This is a genomic window from Halarchaeum nitratireducens (assembly GCF_017874695.1).
In the GTDB taxonomy this organism is placed as follows: Archaea; Halobacteriota; Halobacteria; order Halobacteriales; family Halobacteriaceae; genus Halarchaeum; species Halarchaeum nitratireducens.
Genome location: NZ_JAGIKY010000004.1, coordinates 44,242 through 63,954, shown reverse-complemented (window position 1 = coordinate 63,954; position 19,713 = coordinate 44,242). Strand labels below are relative to the sequence as shown.

At 71.2% G+C, this 19,713-nt stretch carries 24 protein-coding genes; 11 read left to right on the top strand and 13 right to left on the bottom strand.

Features of this window, described 5'->3' with window-relative positions:
* Positions 1-7: 7 nt before the first annotated feature.
* Positions 8-1,132 (bottom strand): 5-(carboxyamino)imidazole ribonucleotide synthase, encoded by a 1,125-nt coding sequence (locus J2754_RS05640; RefSeq protein WP_188878794.1) that lies wholly within the window; start codon positions 1,130-1,132, stop codon positions 8-10.
* A gap of 93 nt (positions 1,133-1,225) precedes the next feature.
* Positions 1,226-2,977, bottom strand: a complete 1,752-nt coding sequence (locus J2754_RS05635) for a flippase activity-associated protein Agl23 (RefSeq protein ID WP_188878792.1) — start codon at positions 2,975-2,977, stop codon at positions 1,226-1,228.
* A gap of 123 nt (positions 2,978-3,100) precedes the next feature.
* Between J2754_RS05635 and ribH the strand changes: the two genes are divergently transcribed.
* From ribH to J2754_RS05620, 3 genes are read left to right on the top strand one after another with little or no spacing between them, the layout of a single operon-like run.
* Positions 3,101-3,511: a 6,7-dimethyl-8-ribityllumazine synthase gene (gene ribH, locus J2754_RS05630; protein WP_188878790.1), complete on the top strand. Its 411-nt coding sequence runs from the start codon at positions 3,101-3,103 to the stop codon at positions 3,509-3,511.
* A 3-nt stretch (positions 3,512-3,514) separates the two neighbouring features.
* Positions 3,515-4,657 (top strand): pyridoxal phosphate-dependent aminotransferase, encoded by a 1,143-nt coding sequence (locus tag J2754_RS05625; protein WP_211086906.1) that lies wholly within the window; start codon positions 3,515-3,517, stop codon positions 4,655-4,657.
* A 40-nt stretch (positions 4,658-4,697) separates the two neighbouring features.
* Positions 4,698-5,114: a GIY-YIG nuclease family protein gene (locus J2754_RS05620; protein ID WP_188878786.1), complete on the top strand. Its 417-nt coding sequence runs from the start codon at positions 4,698-4,700 to the stop codon at positions 5,112-5,114.
* Between the two features lie 109 nt (positions 5,115-5,223).
* Here J2754_RS05620 and J2754_RS05615 read toward each other — a convergent pair whose 3' ends face one another.
* The 3 genes from J2754_RS05615 to J2754_RS16080 all read right to left on the bottom strand — a co-directional run bounded on the left by J2754_RS05615 (position 5,224) and on the right by J2754_RS16080 (position 7,637).
* On the bottom strand, positions 5,224-5,877 hold the full coding sequence (locus J2754_RS05615) for an RAD55 family ATPase (protein WP_188878784.1): 654 nt from the start codon (positions 5,875-5,877) through the stop codon (positions 5,224-5,226).
* A gap of 101 nt (positions 5,878-5,978) precedes the next feature.
* On the bottom strand, positions 5,979-7,439 hold the full coding sequence (locus J2754_RS05610; RefSeq protein WP_245332906.1) for a potassium channel family protein: 1,461 nt from the start codon (positions 7,437-7,439) through the stop codon (positions 5,979-5,981).
* A 51-nt stretch (positions 7,440-7,490) separates the two neighbouring features.
* Positions 7,491-7,637: a hypothetical protein gene (locus tag J2754_RS16080; RefSeq protein ID WP_245332905.1), complete on the bottom strand. Its 147-nt coding sequence runs from the start codon at positions 7,635-7,637 to the stop codon at positions 7,491-7,493.
* An 88-nt stretch (positions 7,638-7,725) separates the two neighbouring features.
* Between J2754_RS16080 and J2754_RS05605 the strand changes: the two genes are divergently transcribed.
* Positions 7,726-7,959, top strand: coding sequence for a heavy-metal-associated domain-containing protein (locus J2754_RS05605; protein WP_188878781.1), 234 nt, complete (start codon positions 7,726-7,728; stop codon positions 7,957-7,959).
* Positions 7,960-8,165: 206 nt separating this feature from the next.
* On the top strand, positions 8,166-8,441 hold the full coding sequence (locus J2754_RS05600; RefSeq protein ID WP_211086905.1) for a MarR family transcriptional regulator: 276 nt from the start codon (positions 8,166-8,168) through the stop codon (positions 8,439-8,441).
* Here J2754_RS05600 and J2754_RS05595 read toward each other — a convergent pair.
* On the bottom strand, positions 8,438-8,800 hold the full coding sequence (locus J2754_RS05595) for a winged helix-turn-helix transcriptional regulator (protein WP_188878778.1): 363 nt from the start codon (positions 8,798-8,800) through the stop codon (positions 8,438-8,440). The genes J2754_RS05600 and J2754_RS05595 overlap by 4 nt on opposite strands.
* A 114-nt stretch (positions 8,801-8,914) precedes the next feature.
* Between J2754_RS05595 and J2754_RS05590 the strand changes: the two genes are divergently transcribed.
* Positions 8,915-9,547 (top strand): uracil-DNA glycosylase family protein, encoded by a 633-nt coding sequence (locus tag J2754_RS05590; protein WP_188878776.1) that lies wholly within the window; start codon positions 8,915-8,917, stop codon positions 9,545-9,547.
* Positions 9,548-9,591: 44 nt separating this feature from the next.
* Positions 9,592-10,545 carry a mechanosensitive ion channel family protein gene (locus J2754_RS05585; protein WP_188878774.1) on the top strand — a complete coding sequence of 318 codons (954 nt, stop codon included), beginning with the start codon at positions 9,592-9,594 and terminating at the stop codon, positions 10,543-10,545.
* A gap of 47 nt (positions 10,546-10,592) precedes the next feature.
* Here the strand turns inward: J2754_RS05585 and J2754_RS05580 are convergent, their stop codons facing one another.
* The 3 genes from J2754_RS05580 to J2754_RS05570 all read right to left on the bottom strand — a co-directional run bounded on the left by J2754_RS05580 (position 10,593) and on the right by J2754_RS05570 (position 13,113).
* Complete coding sequence (locus tag J2754_RS05580) at positions 10,593-11,432, bottom strand: PGF-CTERM sorting domain-containing protein (protein WP_211086904.1); 840 nt, start codon at positions 11,430-11,432, stop codon at positions 10,593-10,595.
* A 94-nt stretch (positions 11,433-11,526) separates the two neighbouring features.
* Positions 11,527-11,736 carry a DUF7543 family protein gene (locus tag J2754_RS05575; protein ID WP_188878771.1) on the bottom strand — a complete coding sequence of 70 codons (210 nt, stop codon included), beginning with the start codon at positions 11,734-11,736 and terminating at the stop codon, positions 11,527-11,529.
* Positions 11,737-13,113, bottom strand: a complete 1,377-nt coding sequence (locus tag J2754_RS05570; RefSeq protein ID WP_188878770.1) for an NAD(P)/FAD-dependent oxidoreductase — start codon at positions 13,111-13,113, stop codon at positions 11,737-11,739.
* 113 nt (positions 13,114-13,226) lie between these two features.
* Between J2754_RS05570 and J2754_RS05565 the strand changes: the two genes are divergently transcribed.
* Both J2754_RS05565 and J2754_RS05560 read left to right on the top strand, forming a co-directional pair.
* Complete coding sequence (locus tag J2754_RS05565) at positions 13,227-13,973, top strand: ribonuclease H-like domain-containing protein (RefSeq protein WP_211086903.1); 747 nt, start codon at positions 13,227-13,229, stop codon at positions 13,971-13,973.
* Positions 13,974-14,017: 44 nt separating this feature from the next.
* Positions 14,018-14,353 (top strand): DUF5789 family protein, encoded by a 336-nt coding sequence (locus J2754_RS05560; RefSeq protein WP_188878768.1) that lies wholly within the window; start codon positions 14,018-14,020, stop codon positions 14,351-14,353.
* A gap of 218 nt (positions 14,354-14,571) precedes the next feature.
* Here J2754_RS05560 and J2754_RS05555 read toward each other — a convergent pair whose 3' ends face one another.
* The 4 genes from J2754_RS05555 to J2754_RS05540 form a co-directional block, all read right to left on the bottom strand.
* On the bottom strand, positions 14,572-15,651 hold the full coding sequence (locus J2754_RS05555; protein WP_211086902.1) for a PfkB family carbohydrate kinase: 1,080 nt from the start codon (positions 15,649-15,651) through the stop codon (positions 14,572-14,574).
* A 6-nt stretch (positions 15,652-15,657) separates the two neighbouring features.
* Positions 15,658-16,335, bottom strand: a complete 678-nt coding sequence (locus tag J2754_RS05550; RefSeq protein ID WP_211086901.1) for a phosphoglycolate phosphatase — start codon at positions 16,333-16,335, stop codon at positions 15,658-15,660.
* A 181-nt stretch (positions 16,336-16,516) separates the two neighbouring features.
* Positions 16,517-16,957 (bottom strand): acyl-CoA thioesterase, encoded by a 441-nt coding sequence (locus J2754_RS05545; RefSeq protein WP_188878765.1) that lies wholly within the window; start codon positions 16,955-16,957, stop codon positions 16,517-16,519.
* 43 nt (positions 16,958-17,000) lie between these two features.
* Positions 17,001-18,107 carry a M24 family metallopeptidase gene (locus tag J2754_RS05540; RefSeq protein WP_211086900.1) on the bottom strand — a complete coding sequence of 369 codons (1,107 nt, stop codon included), beginning with the start codon at positions 18,105-18,107 and terminating at the stop codon, positions 17,001-17,003.
* Between the two features lie 123 nt (positions 18,108-18,230).
* Between J2754_RS05540 and J2754_RS05535 the strand changes: the two genes are divergently transcribed.
* A complete protein-coding gene (locus J2754_RS05535) occupies positions 18,231-18,494 on the top strand; it encodes a hypothetical protein (RefSeq protein WP_211086899.1) in 264 nt (87 codons plus the stop codon).
* Positions 18,491-19,669 carry an MFS transporter gene (locus J2754_RS05530; RefSeq protein ID WP_211086898.1) on the top strand — a complete coding sequence of 393 codons (1,179 nt, stop codon included), beginning with the start codon at positions 18,491-18,493 and terminating at the stop codon, positions 19,667-19,669. Before J2754_RS05535 ends, J2754_RS05530 begins: the two co-directional genes overlap by 4 nt.
* Positions 19,670-19,713: the final 44 nt, after the last annotated feature.

The following is a 19,713-nucleotide window of genomic DNA, read 5'->3' as shown; positions in this document are numbered from 1 at the left end:
CGTTCGATCACTCGAATCCGAGGGCGTTACGCGCTTCGTTCGCGCGCTGGCTGGCCGCCTTGGCGTCCTCGCCGAGCGCGGTGACGTGTCCCATCTTCCGCAGCGGGCGCACGTCGTGCTTCCCGTACCAGTGGAGCGCGGCGGTCGGCACGGCGAGCGCCTCGGGAACGCCCAAGAGGTCCGCGGGCTTGGTCTCCGCGACGTCGCCGAGCACGTTCACCATCGCCGTCGGGTCCCGCAGGCTCGGATCGCCGAGCGGGAGACCGAGCACCGCGCGAACGTGCTGCTCGAACTGCGACGTGACCGCGCCCTCGATGGTGTAATGCCCTGAGTTGTGCGGGCGCGGCGCGATCTCGTTCACGAGCACGTCATCGTCGACCTCGAAGAGCTCGACGCCGTAGACGCCGCGTCCGCGGAGGACGTCGAGCACGTCGGAGACGATGCCGCGCGCCTCGGCCACGACGTCGTCGCCCGCCGCCGGGGGCACGCGCGTCTCCCGGAGGATCTCGTCCTCGTGGACGTTCTCGACGATCGGGAACTGCGTCTCCTCGCTCGCCCCCTTCGCGCCGATCGCGGAGAGCTCGCGCTCGAAATCGAGGAGCTCCTCGGCGACCAACCCCTCCAGGTCGTCGAAGTAGTCCTCCGCGTCCGCGACCGTCTCCGTGACGTGGTTCCCGCGGCCGTCGTAGCCGCCGTGGCGGGCTTTCAACATCAGCGGGGCACCGAGGTCGTCGAAGGCCTCCTCCAACGCCGCGGCGTCGTCCACGCGGCGATACGCGGGCACGGGCACGCCGGCCTCGTCGAGGGCCTCCTTCTCCGCGAGCTTGTCCTCGGTCGTCCGCAGCGTCCACGGCTTCGGGTGGACGGGGACGTCGACGTCGGCGAGCAGCTCCGGGTCCGCGAGCTCGATCTCGAAGGTGAGCGCGTCCGCGCGCTCGACGAGTTCGGCGAACGCCTCGGGGTCGTCGAAGTCGCCCAGGACGTGGTCGGCGGCGGGAGTCGCCGCGGGGCAGTCGGGCGTCGGGTCGAGGACGACCACGTCGACGCCGAGCGGCGAGGCGGCCTCCGCGAGCATTCTGCCGAGTTGGCCGCCGCCGACGACGCCGAGCGTGGTTCCGGGTGGCGTCTGCATACCCGATGGGTGTCGAGGGGAGTGCATAAGGGTTGCCGAATCACACGCCAAGTGTTCACGAACGTGCTGTCGTCGCGGCTGGCGACGTGCGCGTTACCGGCTCGCGGTCGTCGCCCTCGCCGGGGTCGCCTCGCCCGACGGCGACCGGACGGTCGCGGCGTCGACGCTCCCGGCCCCGCTCGCCGTGTCGTTGCGCACGAAGAACACCGTCGGCGTGTCCGTCGCGGTGAGCCGGTACGTCGTGGCCTCGTACCCCTCCAGCTTCGGGGCGACGACGTCGTAGTTCCGCGCACGCGTGACGACAACGGGCGCGGTCGTATCGTTCAGCGCGTCGGGATGACCGACGCTCGCCGTCTCGGCGCCCATGGCCTCGAAGTACCACGGGAGGGGAAGGCGTCGCGTCCAGTGGCCGGGCTCGGAGAACGACTCGTCCGGCGCCGCCGACGGCTCCGAAGCCGCGTAGAAGTGCCCGCCGTAGTAGAGGACGTCCGGACCCGCGGCGTTCGCGTTCGCCGCGACCGCGCCGTCGATCTCGGCGAGCGTGTCGGTCATCTCGGCGTTCGGCTGGCCGTACTGGACGAGCGGGCCGGGCTGTTGGGGGTGGACGAACGCCGCGCCGACGCCCGTGGCGACGCTCCAGCCGAGGAGGGCGACGATCAGGAGGACGGCGACGACCGCCCCGGCGTCGACGGCGCGCACCCGCCGCCTGACGTCTGCGTCCGCCGGCCACGAGAGCCCGGAGACGAGCAGGCCGCCGCCGACGGCGGCCGGGACGGCGAGCGGGACGACGACGTGAATCATCGCCCACGGCGCGGTGATGTCGGAGATGGCGGGGTAGATGACGAGCGACGCGCCGCCCCAGTAGCCCGCGAAGGCGACGAGCGGCCGCGGGCCGTCGCCCGTGTATCGGTCGTGGAGGAAGCCGACGACGGCGAGGCCGGAGAGCACGAGCGCGCCCCCGGCCAGCGTCCCGAGGTCGTGGACGAAGAAGTGGACGTAGCTGTGCGAGTGGCCGCCGACCCACGTGTCCGCGAACTTCCCGACGGACCCGACCGTCGCCCGCGCGATGACGTCGGGAAGCAACGCGGGGTTCGCGAGCGCGTGCCCGAACTCGGGGCGGGGGGCGTAGAAGACGACGAGGACGACGGAGAAACCGACGACGGCGCCGACGAGATGGCGCGTCCACGCCCGCAGGCCGCGCCCGACGGCGACGCCGCGCTCGGCGAGAACGGCGACGGCGCTCCGGTCGCGGACGCGCGCCCGGACGAGGACCCAGTCGAGCAGGAGGCCGAGCGCGCCGACCCAGCAGGCGGCGTAGACGAGGGCGTTCTCCTTGGTCGTGAAGGCGAGGCCCAAGGCGAGCGCGCCGGCGTACAGGTGTCGGCGCAGACCGGTGTCGTACGCGCGGACGAAGAACGCGAACGCGGCGAACGCGAACGCGGCGACGAGGACGTCGCTGCGCATGAACCGAGAGTAGTAGAGGAGGAGCGGGTTCGCGGCGAACGCGACGGCGAGCGTCACGGTCTCGGCCCCGGAGAGACGCTCGCGGAGGAGCCACGCCGTCAGGGGGAGGAGGCCGCCGGTGACGGCGACGACGGCGCGCATCGTGAGGTCGCTCGCGCCGAGCGTCTCGAAGACGACGCGGTTCACGTGGAAGAGGAACGGGCCGTGGACGATCGGGTGATAGGTGTACGCGCCGGTCTCGGCGTAGCGCAGCACCCAGTAGCCGACGCGCCCCTCGTCCCAGTGAGCGACGCGCGCGCCGAGCGAGGCGAATCGGGCGACGAGCGCGACCGCCGTCACGGCGAGGACGGTGACGGCGACGCGACGATCCGAGTCGGACATCTGTGCGGAGCCTCGTGGCGGGCCGGGGTAACTGTTTCTGAAGCCGACGGCGACGGGGGCGTGCGGGCGCGCCGCGCACGCGAGAACGGTACCGTTTTGCCGGCCCGGGTGGACGGTTCGCACATGGTGTCCCTGGGACTGGTCGTCGCCGAGTTCAACCGCAGCGTCACCGAGGGCATGGAGGAGGCCGCGCGCGACGCCGCCGCCGACGCGGGCGCGACGGTCGCGGAGACCGTTCACGTACCCGGCGCGTACGACGCGCCGCTGGCCGCGGACCGGCTCGCCCGGCGTGCCGACGTCGACGCCGTCGCGGTGCTCGGCGCCATCGTGACCGGTGACACCGACCACGACGAGGTGATCGGCCACGCCGTCGCCTCGACGCTCAGCGAGGTGAGCGTCGATCGCGACGTGCCCGTCACCCTCGGCGTCTCGGGCCCGGGGATGTCCGGTGCCGAGGCCAGAGAGCGGATCGAGAAGGGCGCCGAGGCCGTCGAGAGCGCCCTCGCACTCGCGGACACACTGGAGGACCTCTAACACATGGAATTCGCAGATCGAATCACGCGTGTCGAACCGAGCGCGACGCTCGCGGTGAGCAACCTCGCGAAGGAACTCGAAGCGGACGGGAAGGACGTCGTCGACCTCTCGGTCGGCGAACCCGACTTCGACACCCCGGCGAACATCGTGGAGGCGAGCGAGACGTCGCTCGAACGCGGCGATACGGGGTACGCGCCGTCGAACGGCGTGCCCGAACTCCGCGAGGCAATCGCGGCCAAGCTGCAGGACGACGGCCTCGGCTACGAGGCGGGGAACGTCATCGTCACGCCCGGCGCGAAGCAGGCGCTCTTCGAGACCTTCCAGACCGTCGTCGACGAGGGCGACGAGGTCGTCCTCCTCGATCCCGCGTGGGTCTCCTACGAGGCGATGGCGAAGATGGCCGGCGGGGACCTGACGCGCGTCGATCTCGCCGGACACGGCTTCCAGCTCGAACCCGCGCTCGACGACCTCGCGGACGCGGTGAGCGACGAGACGACGCTCCTCGTCGTCAACTCCCCGAACAACCCGACGGGCGCCGTCTACAGTCGGGAGGCGATGGAGGGCGTGCGCGATCTCGCCGTCGAGCACGACGTCACCGTCATCTCCGACGAGATCTACCAGCACATCAACTACGGTGCGGAGCACGTCAGCCTCGCCGGCCTCGACGGGATGTACGAGCGCACGGTCACGATCAACGGCTTCTCGAAGGCCTACTCGATGACCGGGTGGCGCCTCGGCTACCTCGCCGCGCCCGACGACATCGTCGACGAGGCGGGGAAGATCCAGTCGCACTCCGTCTCCTCCGCGACGCACTTCGTCCAGTACGCGGGCGTCGAGGCCCTGGAGAACACCGACACGGCCGTCGAGGAGATGGTCGAGGCGTTCAGCGAGCGCCGCGAGTTCCTCCTCGACCTCCTCGCCGAGCACGGCGTCGAACCCGCGACGCCCGACGGGGCGTTCTACATGATGCTCCCCGTCGACGACGACGACCAGTCGTGGTGTACGAACGCCCTGGAGGACGCGCACGTCGCCACCGTCCCCGGGTCCGCGTTCGGCGCGCCCGGGTTCGCCCGCGTCTCGTACGCGAACAGCAAGCAGCGCCTCGCCGAGGCCGTCGAGCGCCTCGACGCCGAGGGCTACCTCTGACCCCCGCGCTTTTGCCGCCGGCGTCCGTCCCCAGCGGGACGTGAGCCCCGGCACGTACACGCTTCTCCTCTCGCGTTCAGCACCCGCGACGATCGCCTTCGGCGCGGCCGGCGAGCGCCGCCTCGATCGGGGCTGGTACGCCTACACCGGCTCGGCGTTCGGCCCCGGCGGCCTCTCGCGCGTCGAGCGCCACCGCCGCGTCGCGTCGGGCGAGCACGACGTCCGCCACTGGCACGTGGACTACCTCACCGGCGACCCGGGGACGCGCCTCGACGCCGTCTTCGTCACCGAGGACGCGGACCGCGAGTGCGACGTCGCCCGGGCGCTGGCCGACGCGGGCGAGCCGGTCCCCGGCCTCGGGGCCTCGGACTGCGATTGCGGGACGCACGTCGCGTACGCGGCGGAGCGCGAGACGCTCGCGGCCGTCGCGAGCGAGGAACACGAGTCGGTGCGGTGAGACGCGGACCGGTGCGGTGTGCGGATCAGGACGGTTCGTCGGTCGCTCGACGTGACGCGGCGATCGCACTCGGCGGCAGAGAGGAGGAGAGAGGGAGTAGCCACGTCGGTCAGTCGAGCGCGATCCAGTCGGTGGGCGTGTCGGTGACGCCGCGGGCGCGTGCTTCGCGGCCGCCGCCGTCCGCGAGGCGGATCTCGATGATCCCGTCGAAGAGCTGGCTGATGGTGTTGACCTCCTGTTGGTCGTGGCTGTCCGGGTCGATGGCGAAGAGGCCGAGCCAATCGCGGCTCTGGATCTGACTGGTGAAGACGTGGAGGAAGCGGAAGAGCCGCTGGAGGTCGACGTACATGAGGAGCGGGGAGAGCGAGTCGAAGCCGACGCGGACGCGTCCGAGATCGGCCTCCTCGGCCTCGCGGGCGATCTCTGAGAACTCGATCCCGATACCGGTGAGGTCGCCGGGCGAGGAGACGTCGTGGACGCGTACGCCGTCGACGTTCGTCTCGGAGCCGACGCAGTCGATGATGCGGAAGAAGTCGTGGCCGTCGCTCGGTCGGACGCCCCGGTAGGCGTCGACGACGTCGTCGGCGGGGTTCCGCGAGGTGACGACGACGGAGCCCTCGCCCTCGCTCTCGCCGCGGGCGAGGAGCTTCAGCAGGAGCTGTCGCTTGCCCGACATCGCCGGGCCGCTGACGAGCAAGTTCGTGCCGGGTTCGACGTCCGTAAGCAACTCCGGCGGGAGGGCGCCGTCGATCTTGTATGGCATGTCTGCTGGGTGTACCGACATCTCCTCTCGATGCTGTCCTTGGGTCGTCTATGCCCAGCCAACATAAGTATGTGCGGGATAGCGGCCAAACGCTGGATGACTCAGTCGTCGACGATCGCTTCGGCGGCGCCGACGGAGCCGGCGAACTCGTTGAACGAGGCGACGTCCTCGTCGGTTCCGGCGACGATGAGGCGGTCGTCGGCGCGGAACTCGAAATCGGGCGGGAGGGCGGTCCGAACGTCGCCGTCGCGCTCGACGGCGATGACGGTGCAGCCGGTTCGATCGCGAACGTCCGCGCCGGCGAGCGTGCGCCCGGCGAGGTCGGGCGCGACCGTGTTGACGATCGTGACGCCGGTGTCGAGGCTCATGACGTTCTCGCCGAGAACGGTGTCCGCGAGCATCCGGCCGCTGACGGTGGCGAGCGCCATGACGTAGTCCGCGCCGGCGGCGTACACCTTCGGGGCGGCGTCGGCCTCGTCGACGCGGGCGACGATGTCGAGATCGATCTCCGCCTCGCGCGCGACGAGCGTGGCGAAGACGGTGTCCGCGTCCTCACCGAGTGCGAGAACGAGCGCGGCCGCCTCGTCGACGCCGGCCTCGTCGAGGACGCTCGGGTCCGAGACGTCACCGACGACGTCGACCGCGCGCGCGTCCTCGGCGTCGACGACGGTGTTCTCGACCCCGCGTCTGTCGAGGACGTTCTTGACGGTCGAGCCGACCTCACCGTGGCCGGCGATGACGACCGGGTTGTAGGCGTGCGATCGGTGCTCGGCGATCGTCTCCCCCTTCAGCGATTCGAGGTCCGACTCGGCGCCGGCGACCAGCAGGATCGTGTCGCGGCTGATGGACCGCTCGGGGTCGGGACCGCCGACGAACTCGCCCTCGAACCACGCGCCGACGACGTGGGCGCCGGCGCGCTCGCGGATCCCGCTCTCGGCGATCGTCACGCCGTCGAGGTCGCTCCCGGACTGGATCGGCATCTCGGCGATGACGAAGTCCTCCCCGATGGTGACGGTCTCGCCGAGGTCGGCGCTGACGGTCGCGGTCACCTTGTCCGCGAGCGAGCGCCCGAGGATGTCGTGCGGGCTGAGCACCTCGTCCGCGCCCGCGTATTCGAGGTACGTCTCGACGTCGGGGTCCTCGGCGAAGCTGACGATCCGCACGTCGTCGTCGACGGCGCGGACGGAGAGCGCCATCATCGCGTTCGCCTCGTCGGTGTCGTCGAGGACGACGCTGCGCGCGGCGCTGACGTTGGCGGCGGCGACCCCGTCGGTCGTCTCGGGGTCGGCGAAGACGACGGAGCGCCCGACCTCGTGGTGGCGGCGGGCGGCCTCACGGTCGTCGACGAGGAGGACGTACGGGACGCCGGCGGCGGCGAGCTCGTCGATGAGCGTCTCGCCGCGCGCGGAGAAGCCGGCGATGACGACGTGGTCGGTGAGGTCGCTCGACGTCGGCGGATCGACTTCGAGGCGGCGCTCGACCCACGGCGCGGCGAACAGCGGGAGCGTGAGCACGAGGAGGACGAGCCCGGCGAGCTGCATCAGTATGACGAGCACGTGCATCGGCGCTGTCGCCCATGGGGCGTCCTCGCCGTATCCCGTCGAGGTGAACGACTAGACGGTCACCTCGAGGGCGTGGATAAGCGTCACCGGGCGCCCCTCGAGGTACGCCATCCCCCACTGGTAGGCGAGGGTGAAAGTGACGGTGACGGTCACGAGCAGAGCGACGTAGCCCGCGGCCCGTCGCTGTTGGGCGTTCATCCGAACCGGAATAGCGGCGGCAGTCGTATAACTCCGTGCACTCGCCGCGGCCCACAACGCCCTAAGGGCTGCCGGTCCAAGCGGTGGTATGGTCACGAAACTCCGCGTCCGCGGAATGGGTTGCGACGGCTGTGTCGACATCGTCTCCGGCGCGCTCTCCGAGGCGTCGGGTGCGGGCGACGTCGACGTCGATCTGGCGTCGGGCGAGGCGACGGTCGAGGGCGACGTCGATCCCGACGAACTCGTCGGGAAGGTCGAGCGCGCCGGCTACGAGGCCGAGGTCACCGGCGCCGAGCCGGTCTCGGATGACGACGAGGAGTAGGGCGACCCGCGCCGCGACCGACCGCGATTTCTCGGAGGCACGACGCCCGCCCAGCGACGGCCATCCGGACCGCTCGATGCGGGGGTGGACGGGGGACGAGTCGCGGCGCGGCCGGCGGGACGCGCCACCCCAGATACCTGCAGGTAACCCCCTCACGCAGGCGTTACCGAGGTACTATAGTGGTGGCGCACCTTCCATCGAACACGATGAACGAAGAGACGGTCCAAGACCTCCCGCCGAGCGCGAAACTCGTTCTGAAGGTACTCGAGTACAACGGTGGGCTGACGCAGAAGGAGATCGTCGAGAAATCCCGTCTCTCCCAGCGGACCGTTCGAGACGCCCTCGAACGACTGCAGGAGAGCGACGTCGTCCAGAAGGACATCTACATCCCGGACGCTCGACAGAACCTCTATCAGCTCGACGTCGAGACGGAGGCGGACGCGGACGCGGCGGACGAACAGAGCGCGGCGCTCCTCGATTAAGGCGTCGCTTCGGTTCCGGCTTCGAGGTGTTCGTCGCCCCACTCGGCGAGCGCCAGCACGACCGTTTCGAGCGATTCGCCCGTCTCCGTGAGCGAGTAGCGCACGCGAACCGGCTTCTCCTCGATGACTTCCCGGTCGAGCAGGCCCTTCGCTTCGAGGTCGTCGAGGCTCTCGGAGAGCACCTTACTGGAGATCCCATCGACCTCGTCCTGTAGCTCGTTGAACCCCGCCGGCCCGTTGACGAGCAGGCGGTGGATGATGACCGGGTGCCACTTCTTGCCGATGAGCGTCGCGGTGGCGGTGATGGGACACCAGTCGTCCCCGGGACATTGGATCTCGAGCCGCTCGGTCTTGCTCACACGTACGCTGGAGACCCCGACGGGAAAAAAGGTTACCTCTAGAAAGGGGGTTACCCGTCCGTAGCCGACCGGGCGAAGCACATCGTTCTTATTCGCGCATCGCCACGTGTACGTATGGAGAACGTCACGGACCGGACGAGCAACCCGTTCGGGATGCGGCCGGACGCGGAAGCGTACGTCCCGGGCTACGGCGACGCGAACGCCGACTTCCACGTCGTCGGCGATCACCCGGGTGCGCACGGCGGCGCCGACACCGGCGTCCCGTTCACCGGGACCGACGCGGCCGTCCGCCTCCAACACGCCCTCGCGGCCGTCGACCTCGTCGCCGAACCGGGTGACGAACCGACCGTGGACGACCTCTTCGTCTCCTACCGCCACATGGGGGTGGTCGACGGCGAGCCGAGCGCCGCTGACTACGCCGAGATGGAGCCGTTCTTCGACGCGGAACTGCGCGCGATCACGGCCCACGTCCTCCTCCCGGTCGGCCGCGCGGCGACCGAGCACGTCCTCGCGGAGTACACGGCCCGCCTCGGGAAGGTGGACACGGACGACATGGCCGCGCGACACGGCGAGGAGATCCACGGTAGCGGCTTCCTCGTCGTCCCCGTCCGCGATCCCCGGGAGTGGGAAGAGGGGGACGACGAGGCGCTCGCGGCCGCGCTCGCTGACCTCAAGGCCCGCGACTACCGGCGCGAATCCGACCTCGGGCGCTTCCTCACCGGCCCCGACCCGTACCTGGTGCGATAGCCCGACCGGCCGGTTTTTTGTGCCGGCCCGCCGCAGGGCGTGGCGTGCAACGTGGGTACGCCGCGCTCTGTCTCGCCGTCGGCTGTGCGATAGCCGGCAGCCTCGCACTCGACGCCGGCGGCGCGCTCGCCGGCGCGATCGGCTACGGCTACACCTACGGCGAGCTCATCGGACGCGCGTTCCTCGCGTGCGCCGTCGGCTGCGGGTGCTATGGCGCGTACGTCCTCGTCGGCTCGTTCCTCGCCCACCGCACCGCCGATAAGGTCGAGCGACACAAGCTCCGCTCGATCCTCCGATTGGCCACCGCCGTCGTCGGGACGATCGCGGTGCTCGGCGTCGTCACCGACCGCTGGGTGCCGGCGCTCGTCTCACTCGGCGTCGCCGGCTTCGCCGTCACGTTCGCCCTCCAGCAGCCGCTGCTCTCGCTCTTCGGCTGGGTCTACATCATGGCGAAAGAGCCGTATCAGGTGGGCGATCGGGTCGCCATCGACGACGAGATGGGCGACGTGATCGACGTGGACTTCCTCGTCACGACGCTGTGGGAGATCGACGGCGGGCTCGTCACCTCGAATCAGCCCTCCGGGCGACACATCACCGTCCCGAACAGCGTCGTGCTCTCGACGGGCGTGACGAACTTCAGCCGCGAATCGTTCCCCTACGTCTGGAACGAGGTGTCGGTACAGGTCGCCTACGAGACCGATCTCGACTTCGCCAGCGGGGAGATGCGCGCCGTCGCCGAGGAGCTGCTCGGCGAGCAGATGGCGCGCGCCGTCGCCGACTACCGCGAACAGCTCGCCGAGACGCCGGTCGAGCTCGAAGTGAACGAGCGGCCGAGCGTCAACGTCGATCCGGAGGGGACGTTCGTCACGCTTCGTCTGCGGTATCTCGTCCCGCCCAAGCGCGGCCGACGGACGAAGAACGAGCTCTACCGGCGGATCATCGCGCGCTTCAACGAGAACCCGGAGCGCGTCGCGTTCCCGGTCGGTCGCAATCGCTAACGGGCGAGCGCGACGCCAAAAAAGCGGATCGGCGGGCGTTCGAGTCGTTAGCGCTCGCGGGCGGCGACGAGCGCCGCACCGGCGAGCGCGACGAGCGCGAGGCCGGCACCGAAGCCGGGCGAGGAGCCGCTACTCGTCTCCTCGGTGCTCTCCGTGGTCGTCGTGGACGTCTCCTCGGTCGTCGACGTCGTGCTGGTGGAAGTCGTGGAGGCGTTCGTGGACGTCTCCTCGGTCGTCGACGCCGTGGACGTCATCGTCGTCGTCTCCGTGGTCGTCGTGGACGTCGCCTCGGTCGTCGACGTCGTACTGGTGGTCGTCGTGGAGGCGTTCGTGGTCGTCGTGGTCGTCTCGTTCTCCGACGTCGCGTTCTCGACCGTCAGCGACGCGACGGCCTCGCTCCCGCTGGACTGCGGGTTGATGTCGGCCGTGACGTTGTGCGTCCCGGCGTCGGGGTTCGTGACGTTGCCGTAGACGAGGACGACCTCGTCACCCTCGTAGAGGCTGTAGGAGCCGCCGAGGCTGAACGTGACCGTGCCGCCGTTGTTGCTGACGGAGACGCCTTCGAGGTCGTCGGAGGCGTTCACGTCGACGGCCGCGCCGGAGCTGTTCCCGTCGCGGTCGATCCCGATCGTCTGCACGTCGGCGGCGCTGACGTTACTCGCGTCGGCGCTCGTGTTCGCGTAGTCGACGGCGAAGCCGGTCCAGGAGGACGTGTTGAGCGTGCTCCCGACGGTCTCGGTGACGGTGTGCGTCGAGGCGTCGCCGGGCGTGCTCGGCTCCGCGGAGATGGTTGCGGTGTTCGCGGCGGCGGCGAGGCCCGAGGCCCCGACGACGACGGTGAGTGCGAGGAGCGCAGCGATGAGACTGCGTGAGATGCGACTAGTCATACTGTGAGTTACGTTGACTATCGGCCGTAACAAAGTCGTTTCGAAGTACGAAAGGCGAGCGCGCGGCCATCGCGCGTCCGACCGGCCGGAAGCGTCAGTCCCGCCACTCCGCCGCGAGCGCCAGCGCGTCCGCTTCCGTCTCGCACGTCTCCCGACGGTACGCCTCGCCCTCAGGGGCCTGCCGGAGCCGGTCGTACGTCACCGCCCACTCACCGGTCGCCGTCTGACGGACCGACACGACCGCGTGACCGTCCCCGCGCTCCCAGCGCGTGCCCACGTCGGGAGCCGTCTCGTGCCACTCCATCTAGTAGCGGTACTCGGCCTCGCGCAGTTGCGTGTACTTGCCCTTCCGGTAGCGGAACTTCGCGCTCTTGTAGTTCTTGTAGAGGCGGAGCCCGTCGAGACCGACGCTCGCGTTCTTGCGCGTGACGATCTTCCCGGAGTCCGCCGAGTCGAGCATCTGTCGGCAGACGCGAAACGCGGTGTCCCAGTCGTCGGGCCCGTACTCCTCGACGACATCGGCGATGGCGACGTTCCGCAGGATCTCGTCGCCGATCGCGTCCTTCCACGCGTCGTTGTAGGCCTCCAGCCGATCGAGCGCGGCGAGCTCGCCCGCGATCTTGCCGGTCCGAATGGCGACGTGATCGCCGCCCTCGTGGAACGCGGAGGTGGTACCCATCGCACCGCCGACGACGGCGATGCCGGCCGCGGTCGGCGAGTCGATCGGCCGCGTCGAGGAGATCGAGTACGTTTCGGTCCCCTTCGACTTCCCGTAGCCCTCCTCGACGACCGGGAAGTCCGACTCGACGTCGTACTCGTCGCCGTAGAGCTCCTCGAGGAGCCGCCGGATGTACTCGCCCCCGTTCGGGATCGACTCGTCGTCCTCGTTGAGGAGTCGGTAGTCGCTCGTCTCGATCCCCTCCAGATCCATCCCGATCGGCATCGTGAGCCCGACGCGCGCGACGTTATCCGCGTTCGGGAACACCCACGGGTAGGCCGTCTCGCCCGGCATCCACCCCCACCAGAACTTGATGCTGCGCGAGTCGAGGACCCCCTCCGGGAACCGCCTGTACTCCTGGTAGGCGATGTGGTTCGTCTTCGGCGGGCTCAGCCGCTCGCTCGCCGACTCCCCGGCGGGGAGGAACCGATCGAGAACGGGGATGGTGACGCGGCGCTGCGGGCCGTCCGCGAGGATCACGAACTCCGCCGTCCACTCCTCGCCGTTCGAGAGCGTGAGCGTGTGCTCGTGGCCGTCCGAGAGGTCCGTCTCGACGTCCGTGACGCTGGTCCCGACGCGGTAGTCGGCGCCCGCGTCCTCCGCGCGCTCGCGGAGCCAGTCGTCGAGCTTCGCGCGCTGGAACGTGAACCCGAAGCCGTCGTACGACGACTCGATCCCGGTCCGGTCGACGGACACCGACTCCTCGGGGCCGATGAACTCCGCGTCGTCGAGCTCGCACTGGACGACGTCCTCCGGGAGGGCGTCCACGTCGAGGTCGGCGATGTCCACCCAGTAGTCGAGGAATCCGGCGGCGTCTGTCGAGTCCGGCCCGAGGCGATCCCGGTCCGCGCGCGGGACGCCGGTCTCGAAGACGACAGTCGAGGCCCCCTCGGCGGCCGCCCGTTCGGCGGCCGACGTGCCGGCGGGTCCGCCGCCGACGACGGCCACGTCTACGTGGTTCATACGCACCCCCACTGTGCGCGCTGACAAAAAGGCTTCAACTCACGACGGACCGATCGACGACTCGCGGGCGCGCGCTGCGTAGCACTCATACGCGTCCGCGACTACGGACCGATATGCGCGTCGAGAACTCCTTCATCGCGGTCGACGGCGTCGGCGAGCGCACCGAGCGGTCGCTCTGGGCGGACGGCGTCCGTCATTGGGACGACTTCGACCCCGACCACCTCGGCGAGAAGACCGGCCGGGCGGTCGAGGCCTACATCGGCGACGCCCGCGACCGCCTCGCGGCCGGTGACGCCGACTTCTTCGCCGAGACGCTCCCCGACGGCGAGCTCTGGCGGACCTACGAGAACTTCGCCGAGGACGCCTGCTTCTTCGACATCGAGACGACCGGCTTGGACGCCGCGACGAACGACGTGACGACGGTCAGCTTCCACCGGGACGGCGAGACGACGACGCTCGTCCGCGGCGACGACCTCACCGCCGGGAACGTCCGCGCCGAACTCGACGACGCGGCCCTCCTCGTTTCCTTCAACGGCAAGCGCTTCGACGCGCCCTTCCTGGAGGCGAGTTTCGACCTCGACGTCACCACCCCTCACCTCGATCTCATGTACCCCTGCAAGCGCCTCGACCTCACGGGCGGACTGAAAGCCATCGAGGCCGAACTCGGTCTCGACCGCGAGGGGGTCGAGGGCGTCGACGGCCGCGAAGCCGTCCGCCTCTGGCGGCGCTACGAGCGCGAGAACGACGAGGCCGCCCTCGATCGCCTCGTCGAGTACAACCGCTACGACGCCGTGAACCTCCGCGCGCTCGCCGAGCGCGTCACCGCGGGCCTCCACGAGCGGGCGTTCCCGACCGAATGAGTCGACCGTAGCGCTTTCGGAAGTAGCGTCCGTCAGGTCACTCCATGGCTGCTCGCCCGCCCCCGAGCGACGACACCGACGACGAACCGACGGTCGTAACGTTCGGTATCGCGGCCGTCGAGGAGTTCCTCGCCGGCGCGGATCTCTCCTATCCGGTCGACCGGCAGACGGTCGTCAACGCGACCGGCGACCCCGACGTCCCGATCGACACGGGCGGACGCACGCTCGCGCTCTCGACGGCGCTCGAACGCACCGATCAGCGGCGCTACGAGTCGCGCCGCGACCTCCTGAACGCCCTGCATCCCGTCTTCGAGGACGCGCGGCAGTCGGGGCCCGGCGGGATCGTCGGCTTCGTGCGCTCGCTCATCCCCTCGTTCTGACGCCGAACGCTTCACCTCTCTCCGACGCCGTCCCGAATCGACCCCGCGGCACCACGCCCGTCGGTCGATCGCTCGATCGAACCGTGAGACGACGGTGTCCGGCGAGCGCTCACCGGGCGCACCGGAGTCGGCGGCGTCGTCGACCGCGAGTCGATCAGCGAGAGGGGGTCACGCGGGTCGCCCTCTCGACGCGGGGTCGAAGGGAGCCGGGGGCGTCGTCAGACGCCCGCGTCCCGCTCGGCGAGCCACGCCGCGAGGCGTTCGGTGCCGGCGGTCTCGGCGTGGGAGACGTAGAACGTCGCGCAGGCGTTGGCGAGCGTCAACGCCTCGCCGAGCGTCCAGTCGGCCGCGAGCGCGTACGCCAACCCCGCGCTGAAACGGTCGCCGCCGCCCGTGTACCGCCGCGCGTCGACGGTGAGGTTCGGACACCGCGTCGTCCCGCTCGCGTCGCGCGCCACGGCCGCATCGGCGGCGTGGACCACTGCGAGGTCGAGGGAGCCGCGCTCGCGGACGAATTCGAGGCGCGCGGCGCGGACGTCGGTCCCGGCCACGCTCCCGCGGGCCGCGTCCGTCCCGCCGTCGATCGAGTCCGCGAGAAAGGCGAGCTCGTCGTCGTTGATGCTCAACGCGACGTCGAAGGGATCGAGCGCCGCGAGCGCGTCGAGGAACGGGCCGACGGCGTCGCGCTCGCACGCCGTCACGTCGCCGGGGTCGACGACGAGCCACCGGCGATCGCGGCCGCGCGTCGCTCCCTCGTCCGCAGTCCCGTCTTCGGCCGCGCGGTCGCGCTCCGCGAGCGCCCGCAACGCCGCCGTTCCGTTCCCCGTCGACGCCCAGTTCGTCCACACGACCGCGTCGGCGTCGAACGGATCGCCGCCGGCGACGGCGTCGAGGTCGTCGAGGTCCCAGTCGGCGATGGCCGACGACTCCTCCGTGAACATCACCGCGTCGTCGTCGAACTCGAAGACGGCGACGTCGGCCGGCCGGCCCATCGAGTGCGCGGCGAACGGGAGGCCGTCGAAGACCGCGTGACCGAGGTGGCCGTAGAGCGTCGTCGTCGCGCCGAGGGCGTGAAGCTGTCGTGCGGCGTTCACCGCCTGTCCGCCGGGGGCGGTCCCCTCGTGCTCGACGCGGAACGACTTCGCGTGGCCGGCCGCGATCCGTCGGCCGAGGTCGCGGCGCGTCTCGACGTCGCCCGCGGCGTCCTCGACCGCGTAGCGCCGGTCGACGCTCCCGTCCGGCAGGCACGTCACCGAGACGGCCGCCTCGCGCGCGAGCGCATTCGAGATGTCCTCCATCACCGACTACTCCGATCGCTCCGCGATGGCCTCTGCGGCCTCGACGAACCCGTCGGCGTACGACGCCTCGGTCACGTGGTCGGCCGCGCCGAGCGCGTGCTCGTCCGCGTTCGCCACCGCGTAGCTCACCCCCACCTCCTCGAACATGTGCGCGTCGTTCCGCGAGTCGCCGACCGCCGCGAACGCCGTCACGTCGTAGCCGAGGCGGTCCGCGACGTCGCGCAAGGCGCGCCCCTTGCTGATGTCCGGGGCCTTCACGTGGTAGGCGTAACCCGTGTCGACGACTTCGAGACCCTCGGCTTCCGCGAGGCGTCGCAGGGGCGCGAGCGGTCGGTCGCGGCTCACTGCCACCTCCGTCTCGCGCCACCGGTTCGTCAGGTCGATGCCGCCCCACCCGAGGTCGTACCCCTCGTCTCGGTAGGCGTCCGCGACGCGCTGTGCGCCCGCGCGATCGCCGTGCACGACGAGGTCGTCGCCGACGAGCGAGACGCCGCCGTTCTCCGCGATCACCGCGCGCTCGATCGCCAGGAAGTGCGCGAGCGCCACCGGGTACGGGAAGGCCTTCCCGGTCGCCACGACGACCGGCGACGCCCACGCCTGCAGGACGTCGAACACCCGCGGGTCGATCGCGCCCGCCCCGTCGGTCAGCGTGCCGTCGATGTCGACGGCGAGGGGTGGAACCATGGTCGAGTGACGGGCCCGCGCCGACAAAACCCCCGCGGATGCGTCGACGGGAGAGCACGCCCACGGGTCGCATTCGTCGTACGGGCGACCCCTGAGTCACCCGTACGGACACGCGGGACCGCCGGTCCCGCACGGCTCCCCGGTCGCCTAACGCGGTTCCTCGCTGCCGCTCGGAGCCGCGCTACTCCGCTTCCTTCTCCAGCGCCGCCGCGCGCAGCTCCTCGTCGCGCCCGCTCTCGACGTCGAGCGCCGGCACCGACGTCGGCCGGTTCTCCTCGTCGACGGCGACGTAGACGAACGAGGACTCGGTCGTCTGCTCGCGCTCGCCCGTCCGTGGGTCCTCGGCGAACGCCTGCAAGCGGACCTTCAGGCTCGTCGAGCCGACGTCGTAGACGTACGCCCGAATGACGACGATGTCGCCGACGGGGACGGGCCGGATGAAGTTCATCCGATCGATGCTCGCCGTCAGACAGGACTCGCCGGCGTGACGCATCGCACTCATCGCGCCGACCTCGTCCATCCACTTCATGACGTTTCCGCCGTGGACGGCGTCGTAGTTGTTCGCGTGGTTCGGCTGGACGCGGTTTCGGTTCTCGATGTAGGTCTCCGAGACGGTCGCCATACCCGTGCCGAGGGCGCGGTAGCCGTAAAAGCGCGGTCGCCGGTCAGATTCGCCACCCGCGCGGCGTGTCGTTCAGCCGCTCGCATCCCGTCTCGGTGACGACGACGAGGTCCTCGACGCGGACGCCCCACGCGCCCTCGACGTAGATCCCGGGTTCGACGCTGAAGACCATCCCCGCCTCTAAGGGCGTCGCGTTCCCCGCGACGATGGTCGGGGCCTCGTGGACGCCGAGGCCGACCCCGTGGCCGGTTCGGTGGACGAACGCGTCGCCGTACCCCGCGGCCTCGATGACGTCGCGCGCCGCGGCGTCGATCTCGTGCGCCGGAACGCCGGGTTCGACGGCGTCGACCGCCGCGCGCTGGGCGTCGCGGACGGTCTCGTGCGCCGCGGCGTACTCCGCCGGGGGGTCGCCGGCGAAGACGACGGTCCGGGTCTGATCGCTCGGATAGCCGTCGACGCGCGTGCCGAAATCGAGCGTGACGGGATCGCCCGCCTCGATCGCCCGTTCGCCGGGATCGTGGTGTGGGTTCGCGGCGTTCGGCCCCGACGCGACGATCGTCGGGAACGCCGTCCCGTGCCCGCCGTGTGCGTCCAGGCGCGCCGCGATCCGGCGCGCGAGTTCGCGCTCCGTGCGCCCGACGGCCTCGTCGCCCCACCCGCGGACGTCGCGCATCGCCCGGTCGGCCGCCCGGCCGGCGCGCCGTAAGGCGTCGATCTCCGCGTCGTCCTTCCGCGCCCGCAGCGGTCCGAGCGCGCCGTCCGCGAGGGCGAACTCGCACTCCGGTCTGAGCCCCTGGAGGTCGAGGACGAAGCGGGCGGCCATCTCGGGGTCGAGCAGGACCTCGCCGCCCGCGACGCCGCAGTCGTCGAGCGCGTCGCCCGCGACCGCGAGCGGGTCGTCCGCGTCGCCCCACGTCCGCACGTCGGCGACGGCCGCGTCGGTACGGGCTCGGGCCCCGTCGAGCTCGGGCACGACGAGGATCTCGCCGCGCGCCGGGAGGAAGAGGAAGGCGCGGCGCTCGCCGGCGTCGGCCGCGTAGTCCACGAGGTACGCGGTGTTCGCGCCCGGCGTGAGCGCGAACGCCGCCGCGCCGCGCTCGCGGAGGGCCGCCCGCGCGGCGCGCGTCCGCCGGTCGAAGGGGGATCGCATACGCCGCGCTTGGGCGGGTGCGGGCAAGAACCCCTCGACGCGCCCACCGCGCGAACCGCCCGACGACACCCGCTCAGGCGCGTCCCATCACGCTTTTGCTCCCGCCGGACCGATCGCGCACTGATGCGCTCTACGTTCGGCTCCCGGTTCTTCGAGGCGATCGGATCGCGCTCGCGCGAGTTCCTCGGCGGCGTCGTCGGCTGCGTCGGCCTCCTCCACTTCGCGGCGTGGGCCGCGGTCGGCGACGGGGCGGGCGCGCGAGCCGCGCTCGAAGCCGGCGACCCGGCGCTCGCCGCCGCCGGCGTCGGCGGGTACGTGAGCGCGCACCCCGCGTACGTCCTCGCGTTCGTCGCCGGAGTCGCCGTCCTCCTCTCGGCCCGGCGGTGAGCGACGAGCGCGGGTGGCGCGGCGTCCTCGTCGTCGCGCTCTGGCAGGTCGTCGCCAGCCTCTGTTACTACTCGGCGTTCCCCGCGACGGACGCCTTCCAGACGGACTTCCACCTCTCGGGCGTCGAAGTCGGGCTCGTCATCACGACGCTCACGCTCGGCTACACGCTCATGCTCTTCCCCGCGGGCGCGCTCGTCGACGCGTACGGCGACCGGCCGGCGATGGTCGCCGGCCTCGCCGGTCTCACCCTCGGGGCGTTCGGCGTCTCCCTCGCCACCAGTTACGCGACGCTGCTCGCCGCCGTCTTCGTCCTCGGCGCGGCCTACGCGACCGCGATGCCGTCGACGAACGTCGCGGTCGCCGAGCGCGCCCCGCGGGGGTCGTACAACCTCGCCGTCGGGATCAAGCAGGTCGGCGTCACGCTCGGCTCCGCGCTCGCGGCGTTCGTCGTCGCCGGCCTCGCCGCGTACGCGCTCGGATGGCAACTCGGCTTCCGCGTCGCCGCGGCCGCCGCGGCCGTCGTCGGCGTCGGCTTCCTCGTCTCCTACGAGGGGAGCGACGGCACCGGGTCGCTCTCCTTCCCGGACGTCGGCGCGCTCTGGGGGAACCGCCCCCTGATGGCGCTCGCCGCCGGCGGCTTCTTCGTCGGCGCCGGCGTCTTCACCACGACGGGGTACGCGGTCCCCTACTTAGAAGCGGACACGACCGCGACGGCGGCCGTCGCCAGCGTCGTTCTCGGCGTCACCCAGCTCACGGGGAGCGCCGGCCGGATCGGCGCGGGCGCGCTCGCCGATCGCGTGCGCGGGACGGCCGCCATCGCCTCCATCCGCGTCCTCGCCGCCCAGTCCGGCCTCGGTGCGGTGACGATGGCCGCGATCCCGTTCTTGGCGATGCCGGGCGCGGCCGTCGGGTTCGCCGTCCTCGGCCTCGGCGTCCTCGGCGTCACCGGCCTCTACCACGGCGCGCTCGTCGCCCTCGCCGGCGAGGGCGAGTCCGGCGCGGCGACCGCGGCCGGCCAGACGACGCTCAACTGTGGCGGCCTCGTCATTCCACCGGCTTTCGGCTACCTCGCGGACACGGCGGGCTACGCGGCCGGATGGGACCTCCTCGCCGTCTGCATCGCCCTCGGCGTCGGCTTCGCGCTCGTCGCCGGCCGCCTCGCCGCGGCGGAGTGACGCGCCGGATCGGACCCGGCGAGCCGCGCGACTTTTGCGCGTCG

Bases quoted from the DNA above. Each gene is read 5' to 3' on its own strand.
- J2754_RS05605 (WP_188878781.1), top strand. From the start codon at position 7,726: ATGGTCACGAAACTCCGCGTCCGCGGAATGGGTTGCGACGGCTGTGTC.
- J2754_RS05560 (WP_188878768.1), top strand. From the start codon at position 14,018: ATGGCTGCTCGCCCGCCCCCGAGCGACGACACCGACGACGAACCGACG.
- J2754_RS05640 (WP_188878794.1), bottom strand. From the start codon at position 1,132: ATGCAGACGCCACCCGGAACCACGCTCGGCGTCGTCGGCGGCGGCCAA.
- J2754_RS05550 (WP_211086901.1), bottom strand. From the start codon at position 16,335: ATGGTTCCACCCCTCGCCGTCGACATCGACGGCACGCTGACCGACGGG.
- J2754_RS05580 (WP_211086904.1), bottom strand. From the start codon at position 11,432: ATGACTAGTCGCATCTCACGCAGTCTCATCGCTGCGCTCCTCGCACTC.
- J2754_RS16080 (WP_245332905.1), bottom strand. From the start codon at position 7,637: ATGAACGCCCAACAGCGACGGGCCGCGGGCTACGTCGCTCTGCTCGTG.
- J2754_RS05610 (WP_245332906.1), bottom strand. From the start codon at position 7,439: ATGCACGTGCTCGTCATACTGATGCAGCTCGCCGGGCTCGTCCTCCTC.
- J2754_RS05635 (WP_188878792.1), bottom strand. From the start codon at position 2,977: ATGTCCGACTCGGATCGTCGCGTCGCCGTCACCGTCCTCGCCGTGACG.
- J2754_RS05565 (WP_211086903.1), top strand. From the start codon at position 13,227: ATGCGCGTCGAGAACTCCTTCATCGCGGTCGACGGCGTCGGCGAGCGC.
- J2754_RS05540 (WP_211086900.1), bottom strand. From the start codon at position 18,107: ATGCGATCCCCCTTCGACCGGCGGACGCGCGCCGCGCGGGCGGCCCTC.
- J2754_RS05535 (WP_211086899.1), top strand. From the start codon at position 18,231: ATGCGCTCTACGTTCGGCTCCCGGTTCTTCGAGGCGATCGGATCGCGC.
- J2754_RS05555 (WP_211086902.1), bottom strand. From the start codon at position 15,651: ATGGAGGACATCTCGAATGCGCTCGCGCGCGAGGCGGCCGTCTCGGTG.
- J2754_RS05575 (WP_188878771.1), bottom strand. From the start codon at position 11,736: ATGGAGTGGCACGAGACGGCTCCCGACGTGGGCACGCGCTGGGAGCGC.
- J2754_RS05625 (WP_211086906.1), top strand. From the start codon at position 3,515: ATGGAATTCGCAGATCGAATCACGCGTGTCGAACCGAGCGCGACGCTC.
- J2754_RS05545 (WP_188878765.1), bottom strand. From the start codon at position 16,957: ATGGCGACCGTCTCGGAGACCTACATCGAGAACCGAAACCGCGTCCAG.
- J2754_RS05600 (WP_211086905.1), top strand. From the start codon at position 8,166: ATGAACGAAGAGACGGTCCAAGACCTCCCGCCGAGCGCGAAACTCGTT.
- J2754_RS05590 (WP_188878776.1), top strand. From the start codon at position 8,915: ATGGAGAACGTCACGGACCGGACGAGCAACCCGTTCGGGATGCGGCCG.
- J2754_RS05615 (WP_188878784.1), bottom strand. From the start codon at position 5,877: ATGCCATACAAGATCGACGGCGCCCTCCCGCCGGAGTTGCTTACGGAC.
- ribH (WP_188878790.1), top strand. From the start codon at position 3,101: ATGGTGTCCCTGGGACTGGTCGTCGCCGAGTTCAACCGCAGCGTCACC.
- J2754_RS05570 (WP_188878770.1), bottom strand. From the start codon at position 13,113: ATGAACCACGTAGACGTGGCCGTCGTCGGCGGCGGACCCGCCGGCACG.